This is a genomic window from Mycolicibacterium chengduense (assembly GCF_033741155.1).
Classification (GTDB): domain Bacteria; phylum Actinomycetota; class Actinomycetes; order Mycobacteriales; family Mycobacteriaceae; genus Mycobacterium.
In genome coordinates this window covers 179,523-193,145 of sequence record NZ_JAWQNH010000005.1, presented here as the reverse complement: position 1 = coordinate 193,145, position 13,623 = coordinate 179,523, and the positions used below count along the sequence as shown (strand labels likewise).

The window sequence follows — 13,623 nt, the reverse complement described above, 5'->3', positions numbered from 1 at the left end:
CCAGGTGAGATTCACTCTGCTATCCCGGCTGCTGCACTGGTCGATGGCGGTCATGGTGATCGGCCAGTTCTTCCTCGGCGTCACCATGGTCGCCGCCCTCACGTACTACCCGCTGCTCTTGGCGATCCACCGGCCGCTCGGGATCCTGATCCTGGTGTTCGCGGTGGTCCGCCTGATCAATCGGCTCACGCACCGGCCGCCGCCGTTCCTGGCGACCATGGGTAAGGCCGAACGCAAGATGGCGACGTATTCGGAGTATCTGCTCTACGCGCTGTTGCTGGCCCAACCGCTGGTCGGCTGGGCCATGCTGTCTGCCGCGGATTCGCCCGTCACGCTGTTCGCCGGGCTGCACCTGCCGGGCATTGCACCGCACGGAATCGCGTTGTACGCGGCGCTGCGCACCACCCACACCGTGCTCGCCTACCTGTTGTTCGCCGCGTTCACCGCCCACATCTGCGCCGTCACCTTCCACACCGTGGGGTTGCGCGACGGGCTGCTGAAACGGATGGCGATATGGCCGAGCAGGTCTCGATGAGCGCCTTCGAGGTCACCCTGGAACCGGAACGTGTTCAGCTGGAGGCTTTCATCGAGGACTACCGGGCGGCGATCGAACGGACGCTGGACGGCCTGACCGAGGAACAGGCGCGCCGGCGGCTCGTCCCGTCGGCCACCACCTTGCTGGGCCTGCTCACGCACGTGACCTGGATGCAGCGGGTGTGGTTCGAACACTGTGTCGGCGGTACCGACCGCAGCGCATTCGGGGCACAAAGCGTAGACGAGTCCTTCGAGCTCGACGACGAGGACACCATCGCCACGGTCCTGGCGGCGCATCAAAAGGCCTGTGCGACAGCACGAACCATCGCGGCCGGGCTGTCCCTGGATACCGTCGCAAGCGGCCACGCCGCGGGCCCGCGCACCCTGCGCTGGGTGTACCTGCAGGTGCTGCGCGAGCTGGCCCAGCATTGCGGGCACGCCGACATCCTGCGCGAGCAGATCCTCGCCGGCTAGATCAGGCCCCGCTTGCTGGCCGCGTACACCGCCTCGGCCCGACGGCTGACCTGCAGCTTGCGCATGATGTTGCTGACGTGGAACTTCGCGGTGGTCGCCGAGACGAACAGCTTCTCACCGATTTTGTTGTTGGACAGGCCCGTTGCGAGCAAGCGCAGCACTTCGATCTCCCGGTCGGTGAGCTGCTCGCGGGGTTCGGTGCGGCCGTTCAGCGAGCGCACCACCGCCGCGGCGCTGCGCGAGTCGAACGCGCTCTCCCCCGCCGAGATCGCCCGGATGGCGCGGACCAGTTCGGTGGTGTCGACGTCCTTGACGACGTAACCGCGGGCGCCGGCGTGCACGGCCCGCACCACCAGGCCCTCGTCGAGGAACGTGGTGAGCACCAGCAGACCGATCTGCGGATGCGCGGCGGACAGCGTGGCGCACAAGGACAATCCCTCGAAGTCGGACCCGGCCGACAGTTTCAGGTCGAGCAGCACGACGTCGGGACGTACCGCCGCGACCATCGCCGCCGCCTCGTTCTCGCTGGATGCCTCACCGACCACCACCAGGTCGTCCTCGCGTTCCAATACCGACCTCAGCCCCTGCCGCAGAATCGGATGGTCATCGACGAGCGCCAGCCGGATGGCCTTGGTCTGGGTGTGCACCGTCATGAGGGGAACCCCTTCCTGGGTATGGTTGCAACGACGCGGACCCCGCCGATGCGGGAGCGCTGCACCGCGAAGGTGCCCCCGTGTTCACGGCAGCGGGCCAGCATGTTGGCCAGGCCGCGGTGATGTCCGTCGACGTCGGTGGCCTCGGCCATCCGCAACATCAGGCGCAGCTTGTCCGGGTCGCCGGTACCGTCGTCGGCGACCGACAGGGTCACCGCGGCCGGCCGGTACCGCAACCGCACGATCGCCCGGGTCGCGTTGCCGTGCATGGCGGTGTTGAACAGCGCCTCGCCCGCCACCCGCAGCAGCGCATGCTCGACGTCACCGGGCAACTCGGCCACGGCGCCTTCCACTTTCAGGCAGACCCGCAGATCCTCGGGCATGTGCACGGTGGCCAGCTGCTCCATCAGTTCGGGCAGCGTAGACCGGCCGGCGTCGCCGGGCTGGTTGAGGGTGTAGATGGCCGAGCGCAGCTGCTCGGTGGCCGACCGGGTGAGTGTCTTGGCCGTGTGCAGCCGGTCCAGGAGGTCGGAGGATCCGGCCAGATTACCGGCGCGGGCGTGTATCTCGCTGCGGCACACCTCGATCTGCATGCCGGCCGACAGCACCGTCTGGGCGACGCTGTCGTGTAGTTCGCGGGCGATCCGGTGTCGCTCCGAATCGAGGACTTGATGCTGCTGGGCCGCACCGAGTTCCCGCTGGGTGGCCAGCAGCTCGGCATTACGCGCCTCGGACTGCGCCAACAGCGTCTGGGCGCGCTGGAACAGCTCGCAGTTGTGCAACGCCACGGCGGTCTGGCTGGACAGGATCCGCATGACGGTCTCGTCGGTGCCGTCCAGCATGCGGTCGCTCGGCGTCCAGGCCGCGAACGCGCCGATCACCCCGCCGTCGAGCTCGATCGGCACGTGCGCGTGGTGCGGTTCGATGACCGGCAACCGGAACTGGGCGAGCTGGCCGCGCAGGATGTCGTTGAGCCGATTGAGCACGGCGTCGGGCAGGTGCGGGACGGGATGTTTTGCGCCGGACAGCCCTTCGAACGAGTAGGCGTATCCGTCGGCATCCAGGATGAGGTGGCGCGGGCGAGCCTCCGGCAGTGCGCCGTCGGCGAGCGCGATGAGCACCCACTGGGCGCCGAGATGGGTGCGGGCCGCCTCGGCCACGGCCCGCACCAGGTTCTCCGGCCCGTTGACCGTCTGCACCAGTGCGCGCGAGATGGCATCCAGCGCGGCGATGACCCGTTCCGTCCGCAGTGCCGCCACTCGGAACTCCGGATAGAACGTGCCCTTGCCGGAGCGCACCCCGGTGAGCCGCTCCAGGTCCGGTGCCGGGCGCCGCAGCGAACCGGAACTCACAACGCGGCCCGGAACAGTGCCCGCAACTGTGCCTCGTCGGCGGCTCGCGGATTGGTGGTGATACATGCGTCGGCCATGGCATTGTGCGCCAACACCGGCACGTCCTCCTCGCGCACCCCGAGTTCGCCCAGCCCGCGGGGCACCCCCACCTGCCGCGCCAGATCCTGCAGCCGGTCGGCCAGCGCCAGTGCCGATTCCAACTGCGGCGCCCGCTGGTCGGCGATACCGAGGCACGCGGCGATGGCGGCAAACGGCGCCGGGTCGGCTTCGGCGTTGAACCGCACCACATGCGGCAGCAGCACGCCGTTGATGACGCCGTGGGGAAGGTCGAGCAGCCCGCCGACCTGATGGCTCATCGCGTGCGCGGCCCCCAGAATGGCGTTGGTGAACGCCAAACCGGCCTCCAGCGCCGCCTGCGCCATCAATACCCGGGCCGACATGTCCTGCGGCCGTTCGATGGTGGTGACCAGGTTCTCGGTCACCATCACCACCGACCGCAAGGCGTGGTGATCGGTGAGCTGGTTGTGCCCGAGGGATACGAAGGCCTCGATACCGTGCGTGAGCGCATCCAAACCGGTTGCGGCATTGAGCCATTCGGGCATGGTGGTGAGCAGCCGAGGATCGATGACGGTGATATCGGGAACCAGGGACCGGCCCAGGATGGTGATCTTGGTGTTGCGGGTGGTGTCGGTGACGATGCAGAACTGCGACACGTCAGCCCCGGTGCCCGAGGTCGACGGCAACACCACCAGCGGCGGTATCGGCATGGTCGCCTTGTCGACGCCCGCATAGTCCAGGATGTCGCCGCCGTTGGCCGACAGGATGGCGATGCCCTTGGCCGCGTCGATCACCGAACCGCCACCGAGGGCGATCAGCACATCGCACCCGTGCGATCGATAGAACTGGTGGCCCGCGGTGATCTCGTGGTCCTTCGGGTTGGGTGTCAGCGCACTCCACACCTTGACCGCCACACCCTGGTCCCGCAGATGCCGGACCAGCTCGTCGACCCAGCCCGCTTCGATGAGCCCCGGATCGGTGACCAGCAGCGGCCGCAGCCCGCCGAGGCGCAGGGCGGCGTGGGCGGCCTCGGCCATCGAGTCCAGCCCGAACACGATCTCCGGCGCATGGAACTTCAGCAGTCGGCTCGGCATTCCGTCGCCCCGGGCCGTCGGCACCGAGAGCGCAACACCCGTCGCTGCGCCCGCCCTCGGCGGTGCCCCCCGCGTTTGCGCTATCACCTCGCCGGCTCCCTGCTATGTGATCCACGTAACACACCCACCCTACGTCGGCGACTGAGGATGACCAACGTGCAGGTGGACAGGGCGGCACCTACCCGATCGGGTAGGTGGATGGGATCAAGGACGCCGGGGCGAGCGAAGCGACGGGGATCAAGGACGCCGGGGCGAGCGAAGCGACGGGGATCAAGGACGCCGGGGCGAGCGAAGCGACGGGGATTAAGACAGCGCGTGCGCCAGTTCGCCGGCGCGCGCCAACAGCGCGTCGGCGTCACCGGCCACCACCACCTTGTCGCACACCTGGGCGTAGTCCGGCATCGCGCAGGTGGCCTGCCGCCAGTAGCGGTGCGGTTCGGGAGTGACCCAGGCCAGCCGGTGCACCCGCCGGCGCAGCGCCCGCAGCCGCTCCACGCCGGGCGGTAACCCGCCGCTGCGGCCGTCGCCGACGATCAGCACCGCGGTGCGGGAGTCCAGCGCATCGGCCTGACCGCGCAGCATCTCCCCGAACACCTGCCCGTAATCGCTGCTGGCATGGAGGTCCAGCTGGCCCTCGGCCAGCACGGCGGCCAGCGCGTCGTCGCCTCCGGCGCGCAGCAGGATCTCGGTGACATCGACGGGCCGGTCGACGAAGGCCATCACCCGGCAGCGGTGGGCCCGGCGGTGCAGGGCCTGGGCCAGCCGCAGGGTGAACGCCGTCACCGGACGCACCGACAGCGACACGTCGGCGATGACCAGCAGCCTGATCCGGTCCGGTAGCGGCGTGCGCGTGACCAGATGGAACGGCACCCCGTCGGTACGCAGCGCGGCCCGGCTGGTGCGGCGCATGTCCAGCCGGCCCCTGCCATGTTCGCGCGGGCGTGGACGCGGCGCCCCCCGCATCCGGCGCAACACCTCATGGCAGGCCAGGTCGATATCGGCGGCCACCCCGGTGTCGGCGGCCGTGTCCGGCGTATCCGCGGCGGCGGTGAGCCCGCTGCGCTCGGCCAGCGCCGCGACGAACCCCTCGACGGCCTGGGTCAGCTGGCTCAACTGTTCGGCCGTCAACGGCTCACCGGCCTCGCCGCCGTAGGTGCGGCTCGGGTCGTAGGCGTCCAGCCAGGCCAGGATGGCATCCGGATCGTCGAAGCTCAGGGACCCGGCCACCACCGGGGCGACCGAGTCCGCGAGGTCACCGGCCATCGCCGCAGCGGCCCGATCCACTTCCACGGTGTAGCGCATGCCGCGCCTGCCCTCATCGGCTTCCGCCGACACGGTCAGTTGGTCGTCGGCCCCCGTCACGCTGTAGTCGTCGTCGTCCTTGTGCGGGTTGAAACCCTGGTCGGCCTCCGGCGTGTCGAAGTGCTCCCCCACCTCGGCGGCCCGCTCGTTGTACTCGGCGTACCGGCCCACCTCGGCATCCTCGTCGATGTCGAGGTGGTCGGGCAGGCCCGAGCCGGTGTGCGCACGGCTCGGGCCCGCCTCACGTTCCTGGTGTTCCTGCGACACCGCGCCGAACATGGCGTCGAACGCACGGTCGAAACCTCGTTGCTCGCGACCGTATTTCGCGCAGGTGGCACGCAGCGCCGCCCGCAGCGCCACCGGGTCGGCTGCGCCGAGCAGGCCCAGCACCCGGCGCACCTCGATCACCTCGGCCGGTGAGGTGGCCACCCCGGCTCGGCGCAGTAGCTGACCGAACGCCGCGGCGACGGCGTCCAGCAGCTGCGACGGTGTCATCGCCGGCCGCCCCGCCCGCGGAAGGCCGCGGTGGTGGTGTTCGCCGGCCGCGAGGCCACTGTCACCCGCTCTGCCGGTCCGGCCGGTTCCGGATCATCGGGTGCAGACGTCAAGTGCCGCAAAGCGATATCGCGGTCACTGCTGAACTTCACCAGCGCCGACAGCAGCACGCCGTCATCGGTGGCGCCCAGGATGGCCGCCGCCCGGGCCGCGTCGATCACCTCGGAGATCGACGGGCTCTTGCGCAGCGGCAACTCGCGCAGGGTGCGCGCCAGCTCCACCACACCGGCCACCACCGCCGGCTCGACGTGCGGGGCACGCACCCCGACGATCGCCCGTTCCCGTTGCGGGGTGGGGAAATCCAGGTGATAGTGCAGGCAGCGACGTTTCAGGGCGGCGGACAGCTCCCTGGTGTCATTGGAGGTCAGCACCACCCACGGCACCGAGCGCGCGACGAAGGTCCCGATCTCCGGGATGGTGACCTGCCGTTCGGCCAGTACCTCGAGCAGCAGGGCTTCCATCGCCTCCTCGGTGCGGTCGACTTCGTCGACGAGCAGCACCACCGGCTGCTCGGAAAGCACCGACTCCAGCAGCGGCCGCACCGAGAGGAACGCCTCCGAGTAGAGCCCGAAGTCGCGCTCGGCCAGGTATCGCGACGCCTCCTCGATATCGTCGATACCGTTGGTGGCGGCGGTGATCCGGTCACGCAGCAGCTGAACGTGCAGCAACTGCTTGGCGTAGTCCCACTCGTAGAGCACGCGGTTGTCGTCCAGGCCCTCGTAGCACTGCAGCCGGATCAACCGTCTGCCACCGGCCGCGGCCAAAGCCTTGGCCAGTTCGGTCTTGCCCACCCCGGCCGGTCCCTCCAGCAGCAACGGCCGGTCCAGCGCGGTCGCCAGGTGCACGACCGTGGCCAGGTCGTCGTCGGCGATGTAGTCCTGTTCGCGCAGTGCGGCGGAAAGGTCGGCGGCGTTGCCGAAGGTGACGGGGTCGTCCAGCCTGCGGACCGTCTCAGCGGTCATCTCGATCTCCTGTTGTGTCGACGGGCCCGTTCAGCGGCCACGACGGCCGCCGAACGGGTCCGCATCACCGGCTAGTAGGACTCGTTGATGGCGTGTCCCACAACGGGAATCATCGAGTCGACGGTGACCTCGCGGGGATTGCCCGGCGTGCACCAGTCGTCCTGGATGTGCTCGGAGATCGCCAGCACCGTCTTGTCGTCGCCCTTGATCACATCACCCCGGCCCGCGTATTTCCCGGTGTTCATCCGGTTCTTCGCATACGAGTCGGTGCGCACCTGCGAGAAGTTGTCCGGGATGCCGACGTCCTGGGCCAGCCGGATGGCGGCTTCGACCGCGGCGTCGGCGGCCTGCACGGTGGTCATGTTCCTGGTGTCCACGCCCATGGCCGTGGCCAGCTGCGCGTACCGCTCGTAGCGCGAGGGCAGGTTGTATTCCCACACCCGAGGCAACGCGATGGCGTTGTTCAGTCCGTGGTGGCTGTCGAAGAACGCCGAGACGGCATGGCTGATCGAGTGCACGATGCCCAGGCCTCCGGAGTTAAACGCCTGCCCGGCGATGTACTGCGCGTTCATCATGCCCTCACGGGCCTTGAGGTTGCGCGGTTCGAACACGGCCTCACGGAGGTTCTTGGCCACCAATTCCACCGAGTACAAGGCGTTTCCGAGCGACGGAGCGAAATCCAACCGGGACACGTACGGCTCGCTGCCGTGGGCCAGCACGTCGAATCCGCAGTAGGCGGTGAAATGCTGCGGGCAGGTGTAGTACAGCAGCGGGTCGTCGATCGCCAGGGTGACGATGGTCGCCTCGTCGAAACCCACCCACTTGTGCGGGTGCTCCATGTCGGAGGTGTCGGTGATGACGTAGGCCCAGGATGTCTCCGAACCCGTTCCGGCCGTGGTGGATACCGCGATGTGCGGCGGGTTCTGCTTGTTGGTGGACTTGGCGAAGCCCTCGAACTCGTTGATGTTGCGGCCGTCATGGGCGATGACCACGCGGGCCCCCTTGGCGGCGTCATGGCTGGAGCCACCGCCGATGGAGATGATGCTGTCGCATTTCTCCTGCTGGTACAGCGCGGCGGCCTCCATGACGTTGTAGTCCTTGGGGTTGGACTCCACCTTGTCGTAGAGCACCACCTCGACGCCCTGGTATTCGATCTTGCCGGTGAGCTCCTCGATGATGCCCGAGCCGCGCAGGCCGGTGGTCATCAGCAAGGTGCGCTTGAAGCCGAGGTTCTTGGCCTCGACACCGATGATGTCGTGCGCGCCGACACCGAGCAGCGCGCGGGGGAACGGATGGAATTCCTTGATCGGGAAGTCCCAAATCTGGTTCAGCTCAATGGCCATCAGCGTGCTCTTCCGTGGTCGATGAATGCTTGCATCGACCACCGTGAGCCCTTGTGGCGCCAGTCACAATGGGTTCGGCGATCTACCGACCGACCGGGTGCCCGAAACCGTCCACTCGGGTAGGTGGCGGCCGGCCGGCACCCTGACCGATTCAGCAGGTAACCGGGCTGTAAGAATCTCCGGTCAGAAGTTGACGGTGACCCGGAACAGTTTCGACGCCTCGCCGGCGCGCAGCCGGATGGGGCCGTCGTCGGCGGCCACCCACGCCGCGGCGCCGCGCGCCAAGGTCACCGTCTCCGATTTCGCGAACACCTCCACCGAGCCCTGGGTGCACAGCAGGATCTGCGGGCCGTCGTGTTCGGCGGGCGCATCGACCTCGTGACCGAGGCGCTCGCCCTCGATCGACAGCACCGACACCGCGAACTCCGGCGCCGGGGTGTCATACACCCATTCCAGACCGTCCCCGACGGGACGCGGGACGATCTTGGCGTCGCCCGTCGGCGTGAAATCCAGTACCCGCAGCAGCTCCGGCACATCGACGTGCTTGGGGGTGAGACCGCCGCGTAACACGTTGTCGGAGTTGGCCATCACCTCGAAACCGACACCGTGCAGATAGGCGTGCAGATTCCCGGCCGACAGGTAGACCGCCTCGCCGGCCTGCAGCGTGATCCGGTTGAGCAGCATCGCCGCCAGCACACCGGCATCTCCTGGATAGCGCTCCCCGAGTTCCAGCAAGGTCTTGGCCTCGGCCTGGAAATCCGTCTCCCCCGAGCGCAGGTAACCGACCGCCCCGTCGAGCACCGCGGGCACCAGGACGTCCAGATCGGGCTGCGGTGCGGTGATCCAGGTGGTGAACAGCGCCCGCAGGCCGTCGGCGTCGGGCTGGTCCTTGAGCAGGGTGATGTACGGGTCCAGGTCGGCGGCCGGGTTGGCCTGGGCCAGCGCGCGCATGAACTCGACGGTGCGTGCCGCCGAGCGGAACCCGGTGAGCGCCTCGAACGGCCCCAGCGCGACGATCAGTTCCGGCTTGTGGCTGCGATCCCGATAGTTCCGGTTGGGCGCCGAAACCGGAATGCCAAGCCGCTCTTCCCGTTCGAAGCCCTGCTCGGCCTGCCGGGCGCTCGGGTGCGCCTGAAGTGACAGTGGCTCGTCGGCGGCCAGCACCTTGGCCAAGAACGGCAACGCGGTGCCGAACCTGGCCCTGATCGGTTGGCCGAGTTGGCCCTCGGGGTCGGCGTCGATCATCTCCAGCAGCGAGCGCACACCGTCGGCCGTCTCGCACTGCGCCGGATCCCCCGGGTGCGCACCCAGCCACAGCTCCGCCTCGGGATGCACTGTGGGACTTGGCCGTCCGGTGAATTCGGCGATGGCAGTCCGCGACCCCCAGGCATACTTGCGCACCGCGCCGTGCAGCAGATTCACGATCTCACCCTCGTGCCAGTCTCAGGTATACGGCCGTCATCTCCAGCCGCACGGCCAGCATGGCCAGTTGTTGTTCGGGGCGTCCGGCCGCTCGCGGCGTCGCTATGTCAGGAACGTCATCGGCGCTGAGCACCATGATGTCGGCCAGGCTCTCGGTTCGCGCCACCACCGCAGGCCGGTGTTCGTCGGAAGTCAGCACCACCACGCGGACCCGAGCCGGCAGCGGCCCGTCGATCTCTTCGTCGTGGAACAGGGCCGTCTCGTAATCGGCTGGCCCGGAGTTCAATTCACCCGCTGCGACCAACACGTCGGCAAGATTGGCGGCGGCGGCCACCTGATGGCCGATCCGCAGCAGCACCGCGGCGGCATGCTGGGCCAGCGCGACGGATGCGGTCGTGTCACCGGTGAACACCACGTCACGGCCCGACACCTGTTCGGCGATCGTCTTGGCCGGATTGGTGAACAGTTCGCGGGAAGCGCTGTTGCGCAACGCCTCGGCATCCAACTCGTCGGCCAGTGCGCCGATATCGACCCGCATGCCCGCATCGAGAGCGGCGAAGACCGCCGCACCGGCGGCCAGGTAACGGCACAGCCCGAACTCCTCGGGCACCGGTAACCGCGGCGGCAACAGTGCCGCACGACCGGCGGTGACATCGCGCAGCGGCCCCTCGTGCGGCGCGACGACGATCACCCTGGCACCCCGGCGCACGCCGGTGGCGGCCGCGGCCACCAGGACCGGGTCGCCGGCGTCCGCCCCCGCCACCACCAACACGTCAAGTGCGCCGATCCACGGCGGCACCTCGGCGGCCGGCACCATCGGCACCGATGTCGACGCCCCCAGTGCCGCCGACAGCAACAACCCCGCCGTCTGGGCCGGACCGCCGGTGGCGACCCAGATCAGGGTGCGGGGCGGCAGATCGGAACGCACCGGGTCCAGAGCACCCTCGTCGACGGCGGCCGCCACCGCCCGCACCTGGGCCCCGGCCATCGCAGCGGCACGCAACAAACCATCCCGATCGGCGGCGAGCAAGCCCTCGACGTCGTCCAGATCGATCGTGGCGGCCCGTGAGGTCACGGGACCGACTCGCTTGCCCCGGCAATGAGTTCGCCCACCTGGTGCACGATCTCGTCGACCTCTTCGCCGGTGCGGGCCTCCACGTTGAGCCGCAGCAGCGGCTCGGTGTTGGAGCTGCGCAGGTTGAACCACCGACCGTCACCGAGATCGACGGTCACCCCGTCGAGGTGGTCGAGGGACTGGATCCGGGTGCCGAAGGCGGTGAGCACCGAGTCGACCACCACAGGCGCGTCGGCGACGGTGAAGTTGATCTCGCCGGAGGCCTCGTAGCGGTGGTAGTCGGCCATCAGCTCCGACAGCGGTCGCTGCTGCTCCCCCAGGGCGGCCAGTACGTGCAGGGCCGCCAACATGCCGGAGTCGGCACCCCAGAAGTCGCGGAAATAGTAATGCGCGGAATGCTCACCGCCGAAGATGGCGCCGCTGTCGGCCATCAGCGCCTTGATATAGGAGTGGCCCACCCGGGAGCGCACCGCGGTGCCACCGCGCTCGACGATCAGTTCCGGCACGGCGCGCGAGGTGATCAGGTTGTAGATGATCGTGGCCCCGATCTCGCGTCCCAATTCCCGGCCGGCCACCAGCGCGGTGACCGCCGACGGCGAAACCGGGATGCCCTTCTCGTCGACGACGAAACAACGGTCGGCGTCCCCGTCGAAGGCCAATCCGATATCGGCCCCGGTGGCGATGACGTGCGCCTGCAGATCGACCAGATTGGCCGGATCCAGCGGGTTGGCTTCGTGGTTGGGGAAGGTGCCGTCGAGTTCGAAGTACAACGGCAGCACGGTGAGTCCGGGTATCGCCCCCAGTACCGCGGGCGTGGTGTGCCCACCCATCCCGTTGCCTGCGTCGACCGCCACCCGCAGCGGGCGCAGATCGGTCAGGTCGACCAGCGAACGCAGGAAGGCGCCGTAGTCGGCGAGCACGTCACGGTCCTGCACCCGACCGGGCGCACCGTCGTACGCCGGCACACCGTCGATGACCTCTTGGGCGATCGTCGCCAAACCGGTCTCGCGACCGACGGGCTTGGCCCCCGCCCGGCACAGCTTGATGCCGTTGTAGGCGGCCGGGTTGTGGCTGGCGGTGAACATCGCACCCGGGCAGTCCAGCAATCCCGAGGCGAAGTACAGCTGGTCGGTCGAGGCCAGGCCGATCCGCACCACGTCCAGCCCCTGCGCGGTGACGCCCTCGGCAAACGCCTCGGACAACGCGGGTGAGCTGCTGCGCATGTCGTGCCCGATGACCACCTGGGTCGCGGGCTCCTCGCGCACCAGCCGGGCGAAGGCGGCTCCGACATCGCGCACGAACGCCTCGTCGATCTGCTCTCCGACCAGGCCGCGTACGTCGTAGGCCTTGATCACAGCATTCACGGCGGCGGCGGGCCGAGGCATGGCTGTCCTCGCTCTCTGGATCGACCGGGGTGGGGAATGGTGACTTGGCAGCCAGCCTAGTGGCTCCGGTATTCCACCGCCGCAGGTCCCGCCGGTGCGCTATTCGGCGCCGGTCTCCGGCGGGTCGGGCAGCACCCGGAGGTGGCCGCGGCGGCGTCCGTTGGTCTCCGGGCGGCGGATCGGCGGCGCGATCAACGCGCCCCCGGGAACACCTGTCGACGGGTCGGAGAAGCCCGCGGTCACGCCGTTCACCATCGAGGGCAGGCCGTCGTGGCGTTCCCGCACGGCGTCGGCGAGCGCGACCAGATCGTCCTCATCGGGGTGCGCGGGCAACGGCCCGGCATGGCGCACCAACTCCCAGCCGCGCGGCGCGGTGATCCGTCCGGCGTGGACGACGCACAGATCCCACGAGTGCGGCTCGGACACGGTCGCCAGGGGTCCGACGACGGCTGTCGAGTCCGAATAGACGAAGGTCAGCGTCGCCACGGCGTAGTGCGGGCACCCGGGCCGGCAGCAGCGACGGGGAACATTCACGCTGCGAAGATTATCGTGCGGAAACGTCGCGGGCACCCGGACACGCGCAGTGCGACGAGCGCCGATCTCCAACCGTTACCATCTCATGCGTGGCGCAGCGCAACCATCGCGGATCACGCCGCGGCCGCGATATGCGCGGGCCGCTGCTGCCGCCGACCGTGCCGGGCTGGCGCAGCCGGGCCGAACGTTTCGACATGGCGGTGCTGGAAGCCTACGAACCGATCGAGCGGCGCTGGCATGACCGGGTGGCCACCCTCGACGTCGCGGTCGACGAGATCCCGCGGATCGCGCCCAAGGATCCCGACAGCGTGCAGTGGCCGCCGGAGGTGGTCGCCGACGGTCCGATCGCCCTGGCCCGGCTGATCCCGGCCGGCGTCGATGTCCGCGGGAACTCCACCCGGGCACGAATTGTGTTGTTCCGCAAGCCGATCGAACGCCGAGCCAAGGACACCGACGATCTGTCGGATCTCCTGCACGAGGTACTGGTGGCTCAGGTGGCCACCTATCTGGGCGTCGAACCGTCGGTCATCGACCCATCGATCGACGACGACTAGCCACCCATACAGACCCACCTACGCAGAACGGCTCAGCCGGGAGGCCGAGCCGTTCTTGCGTCAGATGATGCCGCGCTTGAGGCGGCGTCTCTCCCTCTCGGACAACCCACCCCAGATGCCGAATCGCTCATCGTTGGCCAGCGCGTACTCCAGGCAGCGATCACGAACCTCGCATCCCTGGCAGATGCGCTTGGCCTCGCGAGTGGAGCCGCCCTTTTCGGGGAAGAAGGCCTCAGGGTCGGTCTGCGCACACAGGGCGCGCTCCTGCCACTGATCGTCGTCTTCGTCGGCCGCCACCGCGTCGAAGTCCATCCGTTCCGGCACCAA

The 13,623-nt window shown here is 68.9% G+C and carries 14 protein-coding genes; 3 read left to right on the top strand and 11 right to left on the bottom strand.

Going from position 1 to position 13,623, the window contains the following annotated elements:
* Positions 1-4: 4 nt before the first annotated feature.
* Together SBI67_RS19465 and SBI67_RS19460 are read left to right on the top strand one after the other, a co-directional pair.
* Positions 5-535, top strand: coding sequence for a cytochrome b (locus tag SBI67_RS19465; RefSeq protein ID WP_318982579.1), 531 nt, complete (start codon positions 5-7; stop codon positions 533-535).
* Positions 514-1,008 (top strand): DinB family protein, encoded by a 495-nt coding sequence (locus tag SBI67_RS19460; RefSeq protein WP_318982144.1) that lies wholly within the window; start codon positions 514-516, stop codon positions 1,006-1,008. The genes SBI67_RS19465 and SBI67_RS19460 overlap by 22 nt, the downstream gene beginning before the upstream one ends.
* Here SBI67_RS19460 and SBI67_RS19455 read toward each other — a convergent pair.
* The 10 genes from SBI67_RS19455 to SBI67_RS19410 form a co-directional block, all read right to left on the bottom strand.
* On the bottom strand, positions 1,005-1,661 hold the full coding sequence (locus tag SBI67_RS19455) for a MadR family response regulator transcription factor (protein WP_318982143.1): 657 nt from the start codon (positions 1,659-1,661) through the stop codon (positions 1,005-1,007). The genes SBI67_RS19460 and SBI67_RS19455 overlap by 4 nt on opposite strands.
* A complete protein-coding gene (locus SBI67_RS19450) occupies positions 1,658-2,998 on the bottom strand; it encodes a MadS family sensor histidine kinase (RefSeq protein WP_413232541.1) in 1,341 nt (446 codons plus the stop codon). Before SBI67_RS19450 ends, SBI67_RS19455 begins: the two co-directional genes overlap by 4 nt.
* 11 nt (positions 2,999-3,009) lie before the next feature.
* Positions 3,010-4,164, bottom strand: a complete 1,155-nt coding sequence (locus SBI67_RS19445; RefSeq protein WP_318982142.1) for an iron-containing alcohol dehydrogenase — start codon at positions 4,162-4,164, stop codon at positions 3,010-3,012.
* A 303-nt stretch (positions 4,165-4,467) separates the two neighbouring features.
* The gene (gene madC, locus SBI67_RS19440; protein ID WP_318982141.1) at positions 4,468-5,961 is read right to left on the bottom strand and encodes a MadC family VWA domain-containing protein; all 1,494 of its coding nucleotides are present in this window, start codon (positions 5,959-5,961) and stop codon (positions 4,468-4,470) included.
* On the bottom strand, positions 5,958-6,983 hold the full coding sequence (locus tag SBI67_RS19435) for a MadB family AAA-type ATPase (RefSeq protein ID WP_318982140.1): 1,026 nt from the start codon (positions 6,981-6,983) through the stop codon (positions 5,958-5,960). The genes madC and SBI67_RS19435 overlap by 4 nt, the downstream gene beginning before the upstream one ends.
* A gap of 71 nt (positions 6,984-7,054) precedes the next feature.
* Positions 7,055-8,326, bottom strand: coding sequence for an NDMA-dependent methanol dehydrogenase (gene mdo / locus SBI67_RS19430; protein ID WP_266045690.1), 1,272 nt, complete (start codon positions 8,324-8,326; stop codon positions 7,055-7,057).
* 183 nt (positions 8,327-8,509) lie between these two features.
* Positions 8,510-9,748: a mannose-6-phosphate isomerase, class I gene (gene manA / locus SBI67_RS19425; RefSeq protein ID WP_318982139.1), complete on the bottom strand. Its 1,239-nt coding sequence runs from the start codon at positions 9,746-9,748 to the stop codon at positions 8,510-8,512.
* Between the two features lie 4 nt (positions 9,749-9,752).
* On the bottom strand, positions 9,753-10,823 hold the full coding sequence (locus SBI67_RS19420; RefSeq protein WP_318982138.1) for a TobH protein: 1,071 nt from the start codon (positions 10,821-10,823) through the stop codon (positions 9,753-9,755).
* Positions 10,820-12,208: a phosphomannomutase/phosphoglucomutase gene (locus tag SBI67_RS19415; protein WP_318982137.1), complete on the bottom strand. Its 1,389-nt coding sequence runs from the start codon at positions 12,206-12,208 to the stop codon at positions 10,820-10,822. The genes SBI67_RS19420 and SBI67_RS19415 overlap by 4 nt, the downstream gene beginning before the upstream one ends.
* 99 nt (positions 12,209-12,307) lie before the next feature.
* Positions 12,308-12,742, bottom strand: coding sequence for a DUF3499 domain-containing protein (locus SBI67_RS19410; protein ID WP_266045686.1), 435 nt, complete (start codon positions 12,740-12,742; stop codon positions 12,308-12,310).
* 131 nt (positions 12,743-12,873) lie between these two features.
* Here SBI67_RS19410 and SBI67_RS19405 point away from each other — a divergent pair, with 131 nt between their 5' ends.
* Positions 12,874-13,296, top strand: a complete 423-nt coding sequence (locus SBI67_RS19405) for a metallopeptidase family protein (protein WP_318982577.1) — start codon at positions 12,874-12,876, stop codon at positions 13,294-13,296.
* A 60-nt stretch (positions 13,297-13,356) separates the two neighbouring features.
* Here the strand turns inward: SBI67_RS19405 and SBI67_RS19400 are convergent, their stop codons facing one another.
* Positions 13,357-13,608, bottom strand: coding sequence for a WhiB family transcriptional regulator (locus SBI67_RS19400; protein ID WP_266045817.1), 252 nt, complete (start codon positions 13,606-13,608; stop codon positions 13,357-13,359).
* Positions 13,609-13,623: the final 15 nt, after the last annotated feature.